The sequence below is a fragment of the Streptomyces mutabilis genome, from assembly GCF_046628145.1.
In the GTDB taxonomy this organism is placed as follows: domain Bacteria; phylum Actinomycetota; class Actinomycetes; order Streptomycetales; family Streptomycetaceae; genus Streptomyces; species Streptomyces mutabilis.
Genome location: NZ_CP176874.1, coordinates 7782421 through 7801083 on the forward strand (window position 1 = coordinate 7782421; position 18663 = coordinate 7801083).

Consider the following 18663-nt stretch of genomic DNA (forward strand, 5'->3'; position numbering starts at 1 on the left):
CGAACATCCGCCCCCGAGAGGCGAGGGACCGGCTGGCTGCCGTAGCCGCCGTCCGGCTGAGATGCTCCTGCCCCAGCCGCCCTGTGACGCGACGGTCAGTTGGAACAGCACCTATCCCGGCTTGTCGCCCCACAGCCTCGGCCGCCCTCCCCCGCGGCCCGTGGCGGAGCGTGGTGAGGGGGCAGGCCAGCGTGGCGGAGCACTGTGGCCAGGCATAGCGCATGCTGACCGATACCTATGGCCGGCCGGGGCGCGGCGGCCTGCCACACGGTTTGCGTGCCGCCTGACCCAGCCGTCGCATTCAAGCCAAGAAGCATGCAATTGCACACCGAGACGCAGGCAGCAGCGTAGCGTTCTTCGCGAAGAGGAACGACGGGCGCGGGGAGCGTGCGCATGGCCATCGACTGGGACGCCTACCCGTACGGTGCCCATTACGCCGCCTACCTGGACCATCTCATGCGCTGCACCGAATGCGGCCACACACGCTGCGCAGTGGGCGCGAACCTGTGCACCCGCTACCTTGCTACCGTCGGACGCCCGGACACGTACGGGGCGGACCGCTTTGGCCCGAACGGCGAGGAAGTGCCGCACTGACCATCCCGGACCGGTCCGCCACACAGACGAGACGTAGCGGACGGGCGCGCAGCGCACAGAGCGAGCGGGGTGTGAAAGGCATCAGCCATGACCTGGAGGCTGCCGCACCCCATGTTCACCAACCTGTGCCGAGCCCTAGCTTGCGAGCCGACGCCGTCACAGAACCGTACCGGTGCTCTGGGACAGGTTGGCCGATCTCTAGGCGAGCGGCTCCAGCTTCCTATCTGTTGAACAACGTGTCTCCGTATGGGTCCACCCAGTCGGCCTCGCCCGAGCCATGCTGGTCAAGGCTGCTCAGCTCGCACTCCAACGCCTCACCGTGCTCGTACGAACCTCGCAGCAAGGTGTCCCGGTGTGCTCGTTGCGGGCGGGACGCCCTTGGTGCACTTCAGCCTAATCCCCGTGTCCCCTGCCCAATTCGAACTGGTCTGGCACCGGGCGAGGCGGGAGGCTGGGCGCATCTTGGGGGAGACGCTGTGCGGACGCGGCTGCCGGTTGCAGAGTGGTGGGGAGATCCGTGGAGCGAGGCAGGAGTTGAGGTGCGATGAGCGAGCGTGCGTCGGGGCGGAGCCGCTTGAGCAGTGCTGCAGTCGGGCCGAGGGTGCGGCGGGGACACAAAGCTGCCGTCGGTGCCACTGTGCTGGTAGCGCTCATGGGATGCACCAGCGGCGGAGCCGAGGGCAGGAGCGCTGCGCCGGGTCCGGCGCCCACATCGACGCTCTTGGGGACCGAGGATCTGAAACCGCTGCTGCTGGATGCTTCGGACCTAGGGAAGGAAACCCGTTCCCTGAGCACAAAGAAGGACGCCGGCGACTCCTTGGTCCAGGGGGGAGGGCCACAGGACTGTGAGGAGTTGGAGCCGTACGGCATCTACGGTCCGATCGAAAAGGTGTTGGGGACCAGGCGCACCGCGGAGGCGGTGTTCACCCGCGACGGCGAGTTCCTGACCCAGCGGCTGTACAGCCAGATGCCCGCGTCGATGTTGGGTCGCGTGAGCAAGCTGTTTGCCGTGCTGACCGCGTGTCCCTCATACACCGAACTCATCAGCCTCGGTGACAAGGGCAACGCCGAGCTCGACGTGACGACGCGGAGGGTTGATGTGGACGTGGAGGGCGTAGCTTACGGTTACGAGCGCGTTGCGACGGACCGCGTGGGCGGATCGCGTGAGCGCAGGATGACCGTCGCGGTCACGCGAGGGTGGACCACGGTTCTGCTGGACGGTTCACCCGACCTCGTTGAGCAAGCTCTGCGGCCTGCCTTGCGGAAGGCGACCGAGTGAGGCGCCTGTTCTGACGTCCGGACGGAGGTCACGGCTGGGCAAGATGTCCTGCCCGGCCGTGGCGGCTACTCCCAGGGTCTCGGTAGCGCGTGTCACAGGACTCCCAGACCCATCTTTGAATCTGTGCTGATCTCGTGCACGCGTCACAGTGGAGGACGCGGGTGCGCACGTCGCCTCTTGCTCGCAGGGGTCTCGCAGTGGCCGTTGCGGAGAGTTTCCGGGCGCCCTACGGGGTAGTGCACCGTTCCGCTCTCGACTCGGCGGGTTTGAAGACGGGCTGTTACAGGGCAGCGGTTCAGGCGAGCCGGAGTGGTTGGGAGGGGTTTCGGTGGGAGCGTCGAGGCGGGCCGGCGTGGTGCACCTGCGGGTGGGGCCTTCGTCGTCCTAGTAGTGGATGGTTTCACTGTTTGAGCGGGGTGCTGCGTGAGTGGCCGACCAGGTACTCAAGGATGACCGCGCGGATATCTGCGGTGAGGACCGCGGGTGCGCGACGGCTGAACGAGGGCAAGGCGGCCGATGAGCTGGCGGGGGAGAGCCGTGCCGATACCTCACGTGCTCGATGAGTTGTTGCGTCAGATGAGGCCTCGTGGCGGTCAGGACGTCAGTCTCGGTGGCCGTGGCAGGCAGGTGGTCCGCGTAGCGGAGTGCGTGACGGTGCAGGCATGTGTCCTTGCGGTCGTGGGGGTCGGTGGCGGAGCGTGCCGTCCGCCGCGACGGTCCAGGTGAGCGGCCGGGGCACGGCGACCCCGAACCGCCGTCACGAGACACGGTGACGGCGACGTCCTTCAGGTAGGGGAGGGACGAGGTCGGTGCCGTCCTGCGGGATCCGAGCCGCAGCGGCGCCCGTGCAATGTTCTTTGGACGGCCCCCCAATGGCGGTAACAGCTGTTACCATGCTGGTATGGCGAAGACACAGCTGGGCGCCCGCGTAGACGAGGACGTCGCGGAACTCGCGAAGAAGCGCGCCGCCGACCTGGGACTGAGTATCGGGGACTACCTCGCGCGGCTGGTGCAGGACGACGTCAGCGGGCTGCGTGCCCGAGCGGTGGGGGCGGCCGCCCGGTTCTTGGCCGACCACCAGGCGGTCTTCGATGAAGCTGAGGCCCAGCAGCAGGCACCCCGCGGAGCACGCGCGGCCTGATGGACCTGCACATCGACGTCCCCTGGATCCTGCAGGTCGCCGAGGCCGCCGGAGCGGACGACCCGGCCCCCGACGACTACGGCGTCCCTGTCTCGGCAGTCGCCCGCCACCGGGCCGAGCTGTTCGAGCACCCCGTCTACGACGGCCCCTACGCCAAAGGCGCCGCCCTGGTGCACACCCTGGGCCGCTGCCGCTGGCTCGAGCGCTCCAACATGGCCGTCGCCGCAGCGTCCGGCGTCATGTACCTCGAAGCCGCTGGGATCTCCGTCAAGCCCGATCGCAAGGACGCCGTCGCCCTCAAGGACCTGCTCCTCGACCCCGCCTGCACCGCCGGGAAGATCGCCGCTCTGCTGCGGACCTGGCCCACCTCCACTTGATGCCCGCAGGGTCCGCCTGGCGCCCGCCCCTGTGATGAATCGAGGAGAGGAACACCTCGGTCGGTGGCCGACCGGATGCCTAGAGAGCGGCTGACCACCGGCCGTGCGAGAGCGTGGTCTCTCCGTCGGGGGATGATCGTCACGCGGGCCCCGTTCACCGGCAGCTCCCCGCCGATGAACGCTCCCGGCCGTGGGCAGCACACAAATTCGCTACCTCTCAAGGCCTCGTGGCTTCTACCGTGGTCGGGAATGAGCACACAGGCCTTCAACGGCGCTTACCTCCTGCCCCTCTTCAGCGAGATCGAGCAGGCCCGCGCAGACGGTGCCTACCGGCCGCTGCCCGCCCCCGCCCCGTGAGTCAGCTCGTCCAGCAGGTGTAGGCGAACCACGTCTGGACCTCGTCGGCGGACATCACACGAGTCAGCTCGGCCGTCGCCGGCAGCATCGGGAAGAACCGGTCGGCGTTCCAACTGCGCGGGTACATCGGCTCGTCCAGCACGAGTAGGCGGTGTCCCTCCACAACGGGGATGTCGTCGGGCAGCCCCTCGTTCCAGATCCGCTCCCCGTCCGGGGCGAGGAGTTCGAAGGCCCCGGTCGCGACGGCCCCGGTGTGCCCCTGGGCGGGCTCGGGGTCCATGGCCAGGCGGACGCTCTCCGTCGACGGGGGGGGGTACCGGGCAGGTGGCCGCCGCCGACGAGCACGTGGGCGAGCAGCGTGTGCAACTGGAAGTTGTCCCCGATGCCCCCGATGCGCACTTCGAACCCGGTCCTGGTGGGCCGGTGCAACACCACGAGCGGCTCGTCGTCCAAGATCGCCAGCGCGTAGGCCAGGCACTTGAGGTCGTGCCGCTCCATGGCCGTCAGGTCGCGGCAGGCGGGGAGGAGCGCGGATGCGTGCCGACGGCGTACCTCGGTGCTGCGGCACAGCACGGCCAACGCGGGGGACTGCCACTGCTCGACCGAGGACCAGGCCAGCGCCAGCCGCAATGCCTCGTGTGCCTCGCACCCAGCCGTGCCATCAGCGCGTCGTCGATGATCTCCTCGTCGGCCTTCGGCAGTTCGTCCCCGGCACCGGCGGCGGACCAGCGGCGGGCGAACTCCAGGGCATCGAGAAGGTCCCGGTGGGTGCCGTCGAGGATCGGCTCCGCACAGGCCACCGGATCGGCACCACGTTCCACGCAGAAGCCAGCCATCGTTGCCAGCATCGGGCGCGGACCGGCGGGCGGAAAGGCGGGGAGCAGCGCGGCCAACCGGGGTCCCACCGGCACACATTCGGTGCCCGTCGCCGACTGCAGACCACTCATCGCCGCTTTGAACGCACGCTCGGTGCGGCCACCGTCGCGAGCGGCCACTGCCTGCTCCAGCTCTGACATGACGGTGGCCAAGTCCGCAGCCTTCTGCTTACTTTTGAAGATCACCGGCACACCTTAGGCCCGAGTTCTGACAGGTGTCATCAGGCCACCGTCGGTCGAAGATGTCAGACCGCTCCGCGCTGTCGAAACTGTTGAACAACTGCTGTCAGTTCTCGGGTTCTGGCACTTCCGTGAAGCGGTCACGGTTAGTGATCATTGGGTGTCCGAGTACTCGGAGGATCTGCCGTACTTCTTGGCGCCACTGCTCAGCGTCTGCGCTGTCCACCCAGCCGATTGCCATCTCTGATCCCTCCTGGAGAACCCGGTCCAGTGCGAGTCTCGCCGACGCGCGCAGGGAGGCTGGCAGCTCGGGCAGCGGTTCCCTGGGGCTGTCGTCCGGGTCAGTCACGATGGGACTGTCCGGGAGGGTGCTCGCGACGAGGGCACCGGCGGCAACGGTTTCGGCTCCGTCTCCGCTGTCGATGCGTTCTCCCGAGTGGTGACTCGCTGGAATGTCCGCTCCAGCACTTCGATGACCTGCTGGTGGGTGAGTCTTTCGAGTTCATCGACGAAGTCTGCGGCGAGATCGCTGTCGAAGGGACCGGTTCCCCACGTTCCCATGCACTGCTCCTGATAGGGCTGTCGCGGACGAAGGCATGGTTCCAGGAGCCACTGGCATCGGTCACGAGGCGAGGAGGACCCGCTTGCGGAGCAGTGCGGAGCCAGTACGGCCGAGCATCTGGCGCTTGAGCAAGTTGATCCGGTTGACGTGGCCTTCGACGACTCAGAAGTTCCAGGGCAGCGTCAGGCCGGCGATGACGGCGTCGCGGTCGCGGTCGATGCCGGCCGCGAAAGTGTGGAGGCTGGGAAGGTCGTCCTGGCGGACGGCGTCGAGCCACTGCGGGAGTTGTTCGCCCCTGGCGTTCGGTGAGCATGGGGGCGAAGGACCGGACGTGACCGGTCAGGGCGCCGAGTTCAGGGCAGTTGGCTGGGATGGTCTTGAGCCGGAGCTGTTCGATCACGGTCAGCGTCGCGGGTCGGCTGGGGACCCATCTCGTCACCACGCGGGGTACTGGCGAATTGCGAGGGATTGGTTAGATCACCGCCTTGCGCGAGGCTCCCGCCGCCGCACCGCCAGGGCCGCCGACGGTAAGGCAGGTGACTGGCTGGCTCCCCCGCCACCCCACGACCTTGGCCGAGGACGACTGCGTCAGCCTCGACTCCAGGCTCCCCACCTGGGTCGACGCAGTCGACGCCGGCCAGCTGTCCGGCCTCACCGGCTTCGCACTCCACCTGCTCCGAGACCTCGACGCCGTGACAGCCGGCCTCACTGTCCACTGGAGCTCCGGCAGCGGCGCAGCTAGCCAAGGCACGCCGGGAGGGCCGGTTCCCCGACCTGATCGATACCGTCCGGGAGATCCACGTCCCGCCCGCCTGGGAGGGCGCGGAGGTGCGGTCTGCGCTTCTGTCTCCCGGACGTGGGCCATGGCCATGCTCGTACTGGGCGAGGTCTCGTGCATTGCACCTGTCGGTCGCTGCTGCATATCGCCGTCCGCAAGTACCGCAGCAACCGGCCCCGTTACGCTCGCCAGGTCGCCGAGACCGCCGACCGCGGCGTTAAGGTCGTCAGGCTCCGCAGCCCGCGCCAGGTCCAGCAGTGGAAGAGACAGTCGAAAGGGCCGGCGGAGAGCCGCTCACAAGGAGCGCCCCGGCACACCACCGGCCCTCAACCAACAGCCACCGACGAAACCGCCGCCAGCACGCACACCAGCCTACAGACCCCGCCCGAACCCGTTCCTACTTCGCCGGCACCCCGTACCCGGGCGGGGACATCACGGCCGTCGACTACAACCAGGCGGTGTCCGTGGTCCGTCACCGAGCTGGAGCGGATCACGGCCGATCCTGATGGGGCGGCGGGGAGGGTGTGGCGCAGGCTCGGGCGCGATGAGTGGCAGACGCTGACCGAGGACCTGGACAACCCCGACGGTGACCGGCTGTACGTGGTGCAGGAGGAGCAGGCCCGCAGCCGCCAGAAGGAGCGTGAAACCGCGGCCCGCGAGGCGCAGCGGCCCGTGTGCAGGTGCTGCGGAGCGAAGTTCACCGACGACCGCTGGGATTCGATCCGGCGCCACCCGGCGCAGCAGCACCGCGATCTCTGCGAACCGTGCCTGCACGAACACTGGGAACAGGTGCAGGCGGAGCAGGCCGCGTGACGCCAGGCGGAGGAAGCCGCGGCTCGGGAGGCGGCCGAAGCGGAGGAGAGGGCGAGGAAGGGCCGCGGCCTGTTCGGGCGCCGCCGGTAGACGCGGCGCCGGCGTGGGCAAGTCACCCCGCTGATGGCGGCTTGCCCACACCGGGCGGGATGGGCCGCCTTCGCCACCCGCCCGGGCCCCGCTGAGATCATCGCCCGAGTCGTGGCCAGAGCGCCCACGAGCGCTGCACGCTTGAGCAGTGACGCGAGGCTGCCGACTTCGTCAGCGTCGACCGCGCCGCGCCTCCTGGATATCCCTCCCGCTCCTCGGCATGCCGTCGAGAGCGTGCTATCACAGGACCGAACAACGCGTACAGCACCGAGAGGATCAGGGAACGGGCTGCGAAGTCCCACCCCCACGATTGGTCGCCCACCAGAGTTATGACGACGCTCACCACGACTCCCGTCGCCACCGCCGCGCCGATCCGCTTGCGCCATCTCCTCATGACTGACAATTGCCCCACGGTCCTGTGGTCACTGATCGGACGGCCACCCAGTGCGGGGAGACCCGTCAGCGGTCCAACTGCGATGGCAGACAGTTCAGCGAAGCTGGGTATTTTGCCAGGAAAGTTGGGCAGCCAGCATGGGCGAGGACGACAGCGCGAGCGCCTGCCCCATTGGGCACCGGCGAGTCATCTCGTCCGGCTCGCCGCTGTCGCTGACGTGTATCACGGAGGGGCGATGTTCAGGATAAGACCGGCGGTTCTCGCCCCTTTGATCATCGTTCCTGCCGTGACCATGGTCGTCCTGGTGGTGGACGGTACGGCGTTTGAGCCCAGCTCAACCGTCCTGCCCACTGACCCGTGCCCAGCGTCTGCTGCGTCCGGGCGAGGGGTGTACCCCACGACCTACACCGAAGACGCGAAGCCGTATTCCGGGCCGGGCCCGCATTCGGTCGATCTTCGTTTCCAGATGGATGAGACCCTGCCTCCTCACTGGACGACACCCGACAGCGAGCCGTACACCGCGCAGCTGGTCGTTTGCGAGTACGTGGAACCCGTCACTCTCACGGACATCAAGTGCGACTACCGGGGATATGGCGAGGCACGGCTGATCCAGGCCCGGGCCACCTACCTGCTGCTCGCAGCGAAGACCTCTGAGGTGATCACCCGTTTCGTAGTCGAGGGGCAAGGGCTCTGCCCAGGCGCGTTGAACTACTCTCCCGATAACCGTCCGGCTCACGTTCGCGAGGACATAGACCCGGAAAAGATCATCAAGGCGCTGCGCCCCTATGTCGAAGGTGCGGCCCGCCGGGGAAGCCCGGAGCCAGCCGTTTCCAACGTCGCGGAATAGCGAAACGGCGCGGCGCTACAGGCCGGATGCGCAACCCTCGATGCGCTGTAGCCGCCAGGCCGCGGCCCGATCAGTCGTCCATGCCCAGCCCGCTGGCGCGGGCGATGCCGTCCAGTTCGTTGTCGACGGCCCGCCACTCAGTGACAAAGGGATGGTGGTTCTCCCGCATCTCCCGCAGCCGCACTGGGTCGTCGGCAGCGGAGGCTTCCACGATGGCGAAGCCCGGACTGCCGCCTGCTTCACACCCGAGGTACGGCGCGAGTACGCGATGGTCCTGGCGATTCTCCTGACCGGCCGTATGGACCACCGGGTCGTGGAGATGCCCGGCCAGCGGTGTGGACGAACACCCGCGGCCAGCACCGGCCGTCGGCCGCCATGGGGATCTTCGTGGTCAGTCCGCCGCGGGACCGGCCGATGACGTGATCGTCCGGCTCGTGGGCCGGGGCCCCTTTTCGTGGGCGCCGGCCGCATGCTGGTGAGCCCGCACGACGGTGAAGTCCACCGAGACGGCCCACCTGACGTCGTCGTCCACGTCGGCTTGGGCCACCAGGGCGGTGAACACCCGCTCCCACGTGTCATCGGCGGCCCACATCCGCAGCCGGTTGTAGACGCCCCGCCAGTTGCCGTACTTCTCCCGGAGCACCCACTGAATACTGGTCTGGAACTTGAAGGCGATCGCGTCGATTACCTCACGATGGTCGCGCCAGCGGCCACCCCTTGCGGGGTCCGCTCCGGGAGCAACGGCTCGATCCGCGCCCACTGTGCACCAGTCAACGGCACACCCGGACCAACGACCGACTGATCTAACGAACCGCCTGGTAGAGGCAGAGGAAGGTTGAGTCCACTGTCGATGGGGGGAGCACCGCTTTGGGAGTTCGATGCGGGACGGTTGAGGCTGCTGTCGGTGGTCGGTGCGACGACCGGACGGAGATGCCGGCGTACCTTCCCGTCCGGTGTCGTTAATGTCAGCTGTGGATGTCGGGATCTGCCTGAGCCGTGGCTCGTTGTGGGCCGGTCGTCATAACAGGTACTGGGACCGGGCGAGAACCGTTGGCGAGGGACTCCGCGCCGGCCACGCCGAACCAGTGACGCGGCCACGGCAGGCCGTACCGGTACCAGCGGCTGCTCTCCGTGCTCCATCGTGGCCCGGAAGGCGCGCAGTACCCGTACGGTGCCCTCGGCCCCGCGTGCCACGGGTTCCCCGGCGAGGGTGAAGGGCGGAGGGGTACGTTCCTCCTCGCGTGCGTGGCCCTCCGGGGCCGCCCAGCCCTCCGCCCTGACACGCACAGACCAGGACCGTTCGCCGGTGGCCCGGACGGACTCGGCCAGCGCTTTGGTGCCGCGTACGGAGATCCAGCTCCAGTGGCTGTCGGCCTCGCCTTGGAGGAACCCGTGCCGAGTGAGGGCCAGTGCGCCGGTGGACAGCCGCACAGCCATGACGACCGCGGCGCGTGGATCCGCCTCGTCCACCGAGAAGGCCGACACCTCCCCCGGCCAGGCCTTCGTGAGGGCCAGTATTGGTGAGACGGTGTGCGTGCAGTACGCTGTGGGAGCGATGCGCCCGCGCCAGTGCGCCGGATCACCGATCAGGCTCGCGACCTCGTCCGGGGACATGCCGTGCAGATAGTCCGCTTCGATGAGGCTGATCCGGCCCAGCTCTCCGCCCTCGATCGCCTGCCGGAGGAGACGGACATGCGGATGGGCCACGTAGTTCTCGGCGAAGGAATAGGTCGCGGACGACCTGTCCGCCGCCGCGATGAGCCGCTCGCCTTCCGCGGCGTCCACGCACGCCGCCGACTCGGACAGCACATGCACCCCACGGTCCAGGAACGCGATGGCCAATGGCGCGTGTTCGTCGAAATCGTTGGCCAGGACGACCCCGTCTAGATGGTGCTCCAGTAACTCCTGCCACTGTTCCACGAGCGCTGCTTCGGGTAACTGCGCCCGCGCCACGGCACGGCGTTCGGGGTCGCGGTCGCATGCCGCCACGACCTCCAAGCCCACCTTGCGGCACCAGTCCGTCAGGTGAAGCCCCATGCTGAGTCCGACTATTCCTACCCGCATACAGACATCCTCTTCCGAATGTCTTTCCCGCGCAGCGGGTTTCCCAGCGTGAAAGCGCAGCAGGTAAAGGGACTGATCGGAGCGCACGTCTTGGACACGACGTAGGGTCGGCCTGGGAGGAGATCCTTCGTGAGCTGGCCCTTCTTCCTGTGCCCCGGCAGGATTCGCACCTGCGACACCCGCTGGAGAAGCTGGGTGATCTGGGGGACGAAGTGGCGGAACACCAGGGCGAAACGCCGTGGCAGAGCTGCTCGCCCGGCTGGTGGCGGTGGTGGAGGAGGCGAGGGCTGGCCGCTCACGGGGCGGGTCCACCAGCAGGCAGGGGGCCAGCTGGGGGAGGTTCCGGGCCGGTGGTGGCGCAGGTCGAGTGCGCTGTCCATGGCTTTGACGAGGTCGCGGAAGGATTCGCTGTCGCCGAGACGGGCGGGGAAGGCGGCGCAGGCGATGAGGGAGGTGCTAGCTGGGCGCCGCGGACCCCGTGACCAGTGGTGACGTCGATGCCGGCGTAGACGAAGGTGGCGCCGATGCGTTCGGTGAGGTCTTTGAGCAGGTCCGCGGTCTGGGCGCCGGTGGTGGTGCGTGGGTTGAGCCGGTGGACTTCGTCGATCATCACCAGCTGGACGCCTGCGGTGGTGTAGGTGTGGCAGACCGCGTTGGTGATCTGGGCCTGGGACATGCCAGCGGAGACGGGGATGCCGAGGTAGCGGCCGCGAGCTCGGTGGCGAGGGTCTTGGCGCTGGCGGCAGGCGGGACCAGGACGTAGGTGACAGGGACCTGCCTGGCCGCTGCTGTGGGGCCGTGGCGGCGGGCGTGGGCGAGGTGACAGGCGCGCCCGACCTGGAGCAAGGCGGTGGTCTTCCCGGCGCCAGCGGGGACGGTGACGATGAGGGACGGCCGTGCGGTGACGGCTTGGTGGCGGCCGAGGATTATCAGGGCGCGCACGTTCCTGGCGAGGGCGTCGAGGGCCGGGGTGCGCACGATGACGAACCGCGAGTGGTAGGCCAGGCGTTCCTCAAGGCTGCGGAGTGGCGCGCCGGGCGGGGGAGGGGCGAGGTCGGTGCCGTCCTGCGGGATCCGAGCCACTGCGGCGCCCGTGCAGAGGTTGCTCACCGATCGCGCGCCGGACCTGCTAAAGGTCCTGCGCGAGACCGACCCCAACTTCGTCCTGCTGGACGGCACCCTCGCCGAATGCGAGCGGGGCGGCGACTCGCGCGCGGACTACTCCCAGAAGCACCGCCGGCACGGAGTGAACGTCCAAGTGGTCACCGACCCGGCTGGCCGGCTGCGGTGGATCTCGCCGGCCCTACCGGGCCGAGCACACGACCTGACCGCCGCGCGCACCCACCGGATCATCCGGATTGGTGAGCGCCTGGGCGTCCCTGTCCTTGCCGATCTTGCCTACCAGGGCGGCGGCCCCTGGCTGACCACGGGCATCGAACGCAGGCCGCTGCAAGACCTCACGCCCACCGAGAAGACCCTGAACCGGGCGCTGGCTACGGCACGCGCGCCGGTCGAACGCGGAGTCGCCCGTCTGAAGGCCTGGCGGATCTTCCGCAGAGCTCGATGCAGTCCGAACCGCATGACGTCAATCGCAAGGCCGTCCTCACCTGGAGCGGCAACGTTGAAGAGGCTCAGTGAAGGGTGTCCACGCCTTTGTCAAATGCCTCCCTGTGTCGTTCGACTTCGGGGAGGTGGTCGGCGGTCCAGGAGCGCAGGATCGAGAAGGGCTCTTCAAGCGTGCGGCCCAGCGGTGTGATCCGGTACTCCACAGCAACGGGGCGTTGCATCAGTACCCGGCGCTCGACGAGGCCGTTGCGTTCCAACCGTCGCAGTGCCTGCGTCAGCGATTTTTGAGTGACCCCATCGAGCTCTCTCTTGAGCTCGTTGAAGCGTCGCGGCTGCCGGCACAACGCGGCCAGCAGCAGATGACCCCACTTGTCCAGCAGCTGATCCAGGAGCTCGCGCTGCGGGCCAACGATGGTCTCGTGACCGGCCCGATCTTCGCGGATACCAGGTTTCTTTGAAGTACCTGCCATGTACCAGGTATACCAGAGATACCGGCAACCCGAGGGAATCTCATGACCGAACAGTCCCTACCCAGCCTCAATCTCAAGCGCCAGGACGGAGTGCTATGGGTCTCGATTGATGTTCCACCCGTCAACCTGATGACGGCGCAGCTCATGATCGACCTGGACGCCGTCGCTGCATCGGCCGAGAATGATCCCGATCTGCACGTCATCGTGGTCCAGAGCGCTAATCCGGAGTTCTTCCTGGCGCACGGCGACCTGTCATTCGTGGAGGACCCCGCGAGCTACGCCGCCCTCCCGGTAGCGGAGGAGACGCTTGTCGGGACGGGCCCGATGATGCGGCTTCATGAACGCTGGCGGCGTCTGCCTCAGACCACCATCGCCAAGGTCGCGGGACTCGCCCGTGGCGGTGGAGCCGAGCTGGTCTCCAGTCTGGATCTGCGATTCGCGGCTCTCGAGACTGCGGCGTTCGGCCAGTTCGAGGCACTGATCGGCATCGTCCCTGGAGCCGGTGCAACTGCTCACCTGCCCCGCCTCGTGGGTCGTGCTCGCGCTCTCGAGATCGTGCTGACAGGCGGGCTCGTCGACGCGGCGACTGCCGAGCGGTGGGGTTGGGTGAACCGAGCTCTGCCCGCCGCAGAACTGGATGAGTATGTTGAGTGGGTCGCACTGACCATCGCGTCTCTGCCCGACGGTGTCCGCGCTGCGACTATCGAAGCAATCGACGCGGCCGACGGCGCGCTTGAGGACGCACTGCGCGCGGAGAACCGCCTGCTCGGCGAAACGTTCACTCCCGCGTCTGGAGAGCTTGCCCGGGCAGCGCTCGCGGCCGGGGTTCACACGCGCGAGGTGGAGCTGAACCTCGAAAAGGTGCTGCGCGCGAACCTCGTCCGACATTTGTAACGAATCGCCCTGCGTGGGTGCACTGCAGAAGTTGTCCGTACGGCCCGTTCGGTAATTCGGGACGAACGACTGTTCGTGCCGCCTCCAACTCTGTGAAACCGATTGTTTCGGGATGAGTTCGGTGTGAGGCTTGGTGATCGGATCCGGTGGCGGCAGAGTGATGACCGACGCCACCCACAGGCTCACCCGCAGACGCTGGCGGATCACCGTCTGCACCCGGGCCAGGGTTGGCACGAAGCGCAGGCTCGGTGCGTGGCGAGTATGTCACCGAAGACGAGCTGGGCGGCGGCGAGCGTGGTCTCGGCGGGGTTGGCGAGGTAAAAGGAGCTGAGACGGGGATCGGGGATGGTGCCCGGGTGCAGCAGCAGCGGGGCGGGATCGGCCGGGGAGTACGAGCCGCCGCCGGCCGCGGCGGTCAGGCCCCCCAGCGCTCGTCCTCGCGCAGGCGCACGTATTCGTCGAGGGCCAGCTCCCCTGGAAGAAGACCGGGATCACAGAGCCCGGTCGGACAGCTCCGCGGTTATCGGATTCACCGTCGGGATAGCCATTCTCATCGTCCTGATCGTGGTCTCCATTGCAATTTTCGAGCCGTAGCGTAGGGGACCAGGAGCAGTATCAGGTCGTCGGTCGCGAGCATGAAGAGCGCAAAGACTGTTCCACCTTCCGCACCACTGAGTAGGCCACGACCCCAAAGGACACCAAGGCGGACCAGAAGTACATCACGAGTACGGCTCTGGGATGGGTGTGGCCAATCCGCATCAGACTGTGTCCTATGAGCTCATAACACGATCATGAGTTGGCCTTCGAGGCGTCTCCAGTAGATGAGGCTTCAGGCGAGGGAAACGAAGGCGTCGTGGAGTTCGGTGCGGCGTTCCCAACGGACGGCGAGGCACTTGAACTGGTGACGGAGGGCGAAGGTCTGCTCGACGACGGAGCGGAGCTTGCCGAGGCTCTTGATGTTCGGGCTGCCCTTGCAGGAGATGACCGACAGGATTCGGCGCTTGCGCAGTTCGCGGTTGGGATTGGAGTCGTAGCCCTTGTCTCCGAGGAGGGCCTCGGGGCGGCGGGGTCGGCCCGGGCGGCCGGCGACGGGCGGGATGACACACGGCTGCGACGAGACCCCACCCCAAAGATCGTCGGGGCACGCGGGGCCGGACTGCCCTTCCCCATGCCGCCAAGCCCTGTGCATCCGACGCTGACCGTGGACGAGTTCCACGCGTGCGCGGACCGTGGGGGGCTCGGCCTGCCATGAGTCCGTGACGATCACGAGAGCCGGCGCGGAGGCAGGCGTAAGAGACGGCACCACCCGCGCCCTTTGCTCCGCCCTTGGGCAGGACGACGACTCCCAGCTCGACGCCTTGCGGGCCACGGCATCCCGAGGGACAAGATCTTCAACGAGAAGATCAGCACCCGCATCCGCGGAGGGCCCAGTTCGAGGAGGCGCTCGTACGGCGCAGGAGGTCAAGGCCCACGTCCCGCACTGCCGCGTCATCTTCACCGTGTACGAGATGAAGCGGCTGGGCGCGACGCCGCCGAACTCACCGCGCTCGCCGACCACCTTACCGCCCACGGCCTGGTCCTGGAGATGCTCGCCGGGCCCCTGCCCGCCATCTACGGCCCCACCGGCCCCGGCAAGCTGCTGTTCGCCTTCTTCGCGGCGATGGCGGAGACCGAACGGGAGAACATCCCGGAGTCGACGCTGGAGGGGCTCGACACCGCGGCCCGCAAGGGCAAGCACGGCGGCCGGCCCCCGGTCATCACCGCCGACATGCTCCACACCGTGCTCCGCCGCCCCGCGGGCGGCGAGTCCGTCGAGCAGATCCAGCCCGACCTGATCATCCCCACTGGCAGGCGCAAGGGACGGAACCCCTCCGTCGCCAGCATCTACCGGGCGCTCGCCGAACACGCCAAGCACGAGGCGTACCCCGAAGCCCTCGAGGCCGCGCACGCCGACTTCGCCGCCCTGAAGGCCGGGGACGTTCCCGCCCGCGTACGGCGGACCAGCCGGAGCCCACCCGGTACCTCGCGGTCCTCCAGTTCGAAGAGGGCGGCCCGGCCGTCACCGGCGAATGGACCGACGACGCTCCCGCCCTGCGCACGTACCGCGGCTGGGTCGGGATGTAGGGCAGCCAGGACAGCGTAGTCATTCGCCTCATCGAAGTCAGCGACGGCTGCGAACACGTACTCAAGACCTGGACCGCACAGGACGAAGTCGGCACCCTACCAGGGGCAAATCCGTAAACCTGCTGGTCACCAGCCCGATGGCGGGGTGATGATGGCCGCCGCAACGCCGTACGAGAAGAGGTCCCCGATGGCTCTGCCCGCACTGACCGCCGAGGCCCGCGCCGAAGCGCTGAAGAAGGCCGCCGCTGTCCGCAAGGAGCGCGGCGAGATCCTCGCCCAGCTCAAGGACGGCGAGGTCTCGCTGAAGGAGGCGCTGGAGCGCGAGGACACCTTGGTCGGCAAGGTCTACGTCCGCCGCCTGCTGGAGTCGATGCCCGGCATCGGTAAGGCCCGCGCCGCACAGCTCCTGGATGAACTCGGCATCTCCGAGAGCCGCCGCGTCCAGGGCCTGGGCGCCCGGCAGAAGGAACGCCTGCTCGAACTCTTCACGCCAGCGGCCTGACCACCGCGAACACCAAGCTCCCGGCCGGGGCCCTCTGCTGTCCTTCTACCGCTCCCGCAGCTCGTACGGGTCGATCTCCGCGTACCGGTCGTCCGCCTCAGTCAGGTCGAAGCCTTCCTCCCACGCTGAGGTCTCCAGCCAGTTCACCGGCCCGCCAGCTCAGAACTGCGGATGCTCCCAGCGAGGCTCGCCCACACAGAACGTGTGCGCTTGGGGCTGCTCGTCGCTGTTCCGGTGGACGAACTTCTCGTCGAGATGAGGAAGCGCCCCATGTCGTCGCGGTCCTCGCGGACCTCCTCCGTGAGCGTGACCACCCGGGTCACCTTGTCGTCGTCGCAGTCGACATCGACCATCACTGGCATCACGTACCGGACCCACCGCTTCGCCACCGCGGCCCCGCCCTTCACATCGCGTGGTCGGCGGCACGCTACCGGGACTGTGCCCACCCAGAGGAGCAAAGGCCAAAGCAACACCCACGTACGAGGCTGTGGCCTCTCCGGGGCACTCAGGCTGCCCGTCAGGGCCTCAAGATCAACTCATTGGCCCTTTGACGCGTATCTGGGTCACACCCGAAGCGGACTCAACGTCCACTGAGAGCCACCGGTCGGGTCTCAGCACTGCCCCGGTACTGACGTAAGCGAGCCGTCGGCCGGATGTCAGTCAGCTGACGGAGGCTGTCGGCACGGCGGCCGAGCCATTCTCGTGGAGACATCGAATCCGCCCGGTACCCGGGTGAGACCACGAGGAGCGGACCGTGAACACCATCGCGCAGCACTGGATCAACGGACAGTGGACCGGCTCCGGCTCGGTTCTGGAATCGATCAACCCGGCCGACGGCACCGTCGTCGGCTCGTTCTACGACGGTGGCGAGGCAGAGGCCTCGGCCGCCGTGGACGCAGCCGCCGCCGCGTTCGAGACCACCGAATGGGCGCGCACTCCCTCGCTTCGGGCGACCGCGCTCAGCCGGCTGGCCGACGCCCTCGAGGCCCGGGTACCCGAGGTTGCGGCCATGTTGTCCCGGGAGAACGGCAAGCTGCTGGGTGAGACCACGTGGGAGGTCAGCAGTGCGGTCGGGTGGCTGCGGTACGCGGCGGCCTCTGTGCGTACCCAGACCACCGGGCGCGCCGCCGAGACGGCACCCGGCCAGTACACCCACTCGGTGCCCGAGCCGCTCGGTGTCGCCGGGATCATTTCTCCCTGGAACTCCCCCATTATGCTGACCGTGCGGGCACTGGGCCCGGCGCTGGCCGCCGGCTGCACCGTCGTGGTCAAGCTTCCGGCTCAGACGGCACTGACCAATGAGCTTTTCGCGCAGGTCCTGGCCTCGGTCCCGGAGATCCCGGCGGGCGTGGTCAGCGTGTTCACCGAGTCCGGCAACACCGGGGCCCCGTTCCTGGTCTCCTCGGACAAGGTCGACGTGATCAACTACACTGGCAGTACGCCGGTCGGGCGCCGTATCGCGGCCGCGGCCTCCACCACACTCAAGCGGCTCGGTTTGGAACTGGGCGGCAAGGCGCCCATGGTGATCTTTCCCGACGCCGATCTGGACATGGTGATCCCCACCGTGGTGCAGTCGCTGGTGCTGATGAACGGGCAGTTCTGCTGCACCGGCTCCCGTGTACTGGTTCACCGGGGCATCGCCGACCAGGTGCGCACTCGGCTCACCGCCGCGCTCGCGCAGGTGCGGCTCGGGTCGGGCGACGACGAGAAGGCCCAGCTCGGCCCGGTGATCGACCGGGCGTCCGCCCAGCGGGTGGACGCGATCGTCGAGGAAGCCGCCTCGTACGGCACGGTACTTCTGCGCGGCGGCGTGGTCACCGACGGCCCGCTGGCCGCCGGCGCGTTCTACCGGCCGAGCCTGATCGAGGTGGACCGCACCGACGTCCGGATCGTGCAGGAAGAGGTCTTCGGTCCGGTCCAGACGTTCGAGATCTTCGATGACGAGGACGACGCCGTGACCAAGGCGAACGCCACCATCTACGGCCTGGCCGCCTCGGTGTTCAGCTCGGACTCGATGAAGGCCCGCCGGATCGCCCGGCGCATCCGCACCGGCACGGTATGGATCAACACCTGGGGAGCCATCAGCGAGGACTTCGAGGAGGGCGGCGTCAAGGGAAGCGGTTACGGCTACCTGTGCGGCCCGCGAGCGATCGAGGAGTTCCAGGCCCTCAAGGTGTACGTGGAGCAGGACCACACCCAGTCCGCTCACTGATCAGATCATCACCTGGCCCGGCGCCCACCTGGCCCGGCGCCCACCTGGCCCGGCGCCCACCTGGGCGCCGGGCAGCCCTCCTGCACAGGAACGGTGCACCATGGCCTCGATTCCGATCTCCGGAGCGACGAACGCTCTTGGTCTCGCTCTGGCTGAGGAGTTCGCGGAAGCCAGGCACCAGTTGCTTCTGCACGGTCGTAACCCGCAGCGACCGGTGCCGGTCGCGCAACATTTCGGGACCGGGCAATACATCGCCGACCTGTCCGCTCTGGCCGAGACCCAGCGACCCGCGGCCGAAGTGGCGGCACGGCACGGTCGCCTCGACGTGCTGGTCAACAACGCGGGTGCGGCTTCACCTGGAACGGCACCATCCGAAGCATGCCAGTGGACGGATACCAGCAGCGGCCGACGGTGAGCCATCTGAGCCCTGTGCTGCCCACCCGGCAACTGCTGCCGCTATTGCGCGCGGGTAGCCCATCACGCAGCGCCGACATCGCCTCGGTCGCGTAGGAACCGATGGAATCAAAACGATACGCAGCATGTC

General features: G+C 68.0%; 19 protein-coding genes and 3 pseudogenes. 12 read left to right on the top strand and 10 right to left on the bottom strand.

The window, feature by feature from the left end; translation table 11 throughout:
- Positions 1-393 precede the first annotated feature (393 nt).
- From ACLIN4_RS34985 to ACLIN4_RS35000, 4 genes are all read left to right on the top strand, one after another.
- The gene (locus tag ACLIN4_RS34985) at positions 394-594 is read left to right on the top strand and encodes a hypothetical protein (RefSeq protein ID WP_289912974.1); all 201 of its coding nucleotides are present in this window, start codon (positions 394-396) and stop codon (positions 592-594) included.
- Positions 595-1138: 544 nt separating this feature from the next.
- The gene (locus ACLIN4_RS34990) at positions 1139-1873 is read left to right on the top strand and encodes a hypothetical protein (RefSeq protein ID WP_411576584.1); all 735 of its coding nucleotides are present in this window, start codon (positions 1139-1141) and stop codon (positions 1871-1873) included.
- A 901-nt stretch (positions 1874-2774) separates the two neighbouring features.
- Positions 2775-3014, top strand: coding sequence for a hypothetical protein (locus tag ACLIN4_RS34995; protein WP_289912978.1), 240 nt, complete (start codon positions 2775-2777; stop codon positions 3012-3014).
- Positions 3014-3391: a fic family toxin-antitoxin system, toxin component gene (locus tag ACLIN4_RS35000; protein WP_289912980.1), complete on the top strand. Its 378-nt coding sequence runs from the start codon at positions 3014-3016 to the stop codon at positions 3389-3391. The genes ACLIN4_RS34995 and ACLIN4_RS35000 overlap by 1 nt, the downstream gene beginning before the upstream one ends.
- 358 nt (positions 3392-3749) lie before the next feature.
- Here ACLIN4_RS35000 and ACLIN4_RS35005 read toward each other — a convergent pair whose 3' ends face one another.
- From ACLIN4_RS35005 to ACLIN4_RS35015, 3 genes and pseudogenes are all read right to left on the bottom strand, one after another.
- Entirely contained in the window at positions 3750-4028 is a 279-nt protein-coding gene (locus tag ACLIN4_RS35005; protein ID WP_289912983.1) for a hypothetical protein, read from the bottom strand.
- A 223-nt stretch (positions 4029-4251) separates the two neighbouring features.
- Positions 4252-4776, bottom strand: coding sequence for a hypothetical protein (locus ACLIN4_RS35010; RefSeq protein ID WP_411576585.1), 525 nt, complete (start codon positions 4774-4776; stop codon positions 4252-4254).
- 133 nt (positions 4777-4909) lie between these two features.
- Positions 4910-5364 (bottom strand): annotated as a pseudogene (locus tag ACLIN4_RS35015) (DUF4259 domain-containing protein).
- 1301 nt (positions 5365-6665) lie between these two features.
- Here ACLIN4_RS35015 and ACLIN4_RS35020 point away from each other — a divergent pair.
- The gene (locus ACLIN4_RS35020; protein WP_411576586.1) at positions 6666-6956 is read left to right on the top strand and encodes a hypothetical protein; all 291 of its coding nucleotides are present in this window, start codon (positions 6666-6668) and stop codon (positions 6954-6956) included.
- A gap of 770 nt (positions 6957-7726) precedes the next feature.
- A complete protein-coding gene (locus tag ACLIN4_RS35025; protein ID WP_411576587.1) occupies positions 7727-8287 on the top strand; it encodes a hypothetical protein in 561 nt (186 codons plus the stop codon).
- Positions 8288-8357: 70 nt separating this feature from the next.
- Here the strand turns inward: ACLIN4_RS35025 and ACLIN4_RS35030 are convergent, their stop codons facing one another.
- From ACLIN4_RS35030 to ACLIN4_RS35045, 4 genes and pseudogenes are all read right to left on the bottom strand, one after another.
- Complete coding sequence (locus ACLIN4_RS35030; RefSeq protein WP_289912991.1) at positions 8358-8498, bottom strand: hypothetical protein; 141 nt, start codon at positions 8496-8498, stop codon at positions 8358-8360.
- 180 nt (positions 8499-8678) lie between these two features.
- Positions 8679-9047: a transposase gene (locus ACLIN4_RS35035; protein WP_411576588.1), complete on the bottom strand. Its 369-nt coding sequence runs from the start codon at positions 9045-9047 to the stop codon at positions 8679-8681.
- A complete protein-coding gene (locus ACLIN4_RS35040; RefSeq protein WP_411576589.1) occupies positions 8972-10438 on the bottom strand; it encodes a Gfo/Idh/MocA family protein in 1467 nt (488 codons plus the stop codon). Before ACLIN4_RS35040 ends, ACLIN4_RS35035 begins: the two co-directional genes overlap by 76 nt.
- Positions 10439-10671: 233 nt before the next feature.
- Positions 10672-11434 (bottom strand): annotated as a pseudogene (locus ACLIN4_RS35045) (TniB family NTP-binding protein); the annotation flags it as partial.
- Between ACLIN4_RS35045 and ACLIN4_RS35050 the strand changes: the two are divergent.
- Positions 11430-11976: pseudogene (locus ACLIN4_RS35050) on the top strand (transposase family protein); the annotation flags it as partial. The pseudogenes ACLIN4_RS35045 and ACLIN4_RS35050 overlap by 5 nt on opposite strands.
- Positions 11977-11982: 6 nt before the next feature.
- Here the strand turns inward: ACLIN4_RS35050 and ACLIN4_RS35055 are convergent.
- Positions 11983-12387, bottom strand: coding sequence for a winged helix-turn-helix transcriptional regulator (locus ACLIN4_RS35055; protein WP_190077023.1), 405 nt, complete (start codon positions 12385-12387; stop codon positions 11983-11985).
- A gap of 42 nt (positions 12388-12429) precedes the next feature.
- On the opposite strand from ACLIN4_RS35055, the gene ACLIN4_RS35060 reads away from it, so the two are divergent.
- A complete protein-coding gene (locus ACLIN4_RS35060) occupies positions 12430-13281 on the top strand; it encodes an enoyl-CoA hydratase/isomerase family protein (protein ID WP_289912993.1) in 852 nt (283 codons plus the stop codon).
- An 829-nt stretch (positions 13282-14110) separates the two neighbouring features.
- On the opposite strand, the gene ACLIN4_RS35065 is transcribed toward ACLIN4_RS35060, so the two are convergent.
- Complete coding sequence (locus ACLIN4_RS35065; protein WP_290014825.1) at positions 14111-14470, bottom strand: hypothetical protein; 360 nt, start codon at positions 14468-14470, stop codon at positions 14111-14113.
- Between the two features lie 126 nt (positions 14471-14596).
- Between ACLIN4_RS35065 and ACLIN4_RS35070 the strand changes: the two genes are divergently transcribed.
- Positions 14597-15424 (top strand): recombinase family protein, encoded by an 828-nt coding sequence (locus ACLIN4_RS35070; protein ID WP_411576590.1) that lies wholly within the window; start codon positions 14597-14599, stop codon positions 15422-15424.
- Positions 15425-15592: 168 nt separating this feature from the next.
- Positions 15593-15907, top strand: coding sequence for an integration host factor, actinobacterial type (mihF, locus tag ACLIN4_RS35075; RefSeq protein ID WP_289912999.1), 315 nt, complete (start codon positions 15593-15595; stop codon positions 15905-15907).
- A gap of 143 nt (positions 15908-16050) precedes the next feature.
- On the opposite strand, the gene ACLIN4_RS35080 is transcribed toward mihF, so the two are convergent.
- On the bottom strand, positions 16051-16260 hold the full coding sequence (locus ACLIN4_RS35080) for a hypothetical protein (RefSeq protein WP_289913001.1): 210 nt from the start codon (positions 16258-16260) through the stop codon (positions 16051-16053).
- Between the two features lie 401 nt (positions 16261-16661).
- Between ACLIN4_RS35080 and ACLIN4_RS35085 the strand changes: the two genes are divergently transcribed.
- The gene (locus tag ACLIN4_RS35085; RefSeq protein WP_411576591.1) at positions 16662-18119 is read left to right on the top strand and encodes an aldehyde dehydrogenase family protein; all 1458 of its coding nucleotides are present in this window, start codon (positions 16662-16664) and stop codon (positions 18117-18119) included.
- 100 nt (positions 18120-18219) lie between these two features.
- Positions 18220-18534: an SDR family NAD(P)-dependent oxidoreductase gene (locus ACLIN4_RS35090; RefSeq protein WP_309050164.1), complete on the top strand. Its 315-nt coding sequence runs from the start codon at positions 18220-18222 to the stop codon at positions 18532-18534.
- Positions 18535-18663: the final 129 nt, after the last annotated feature.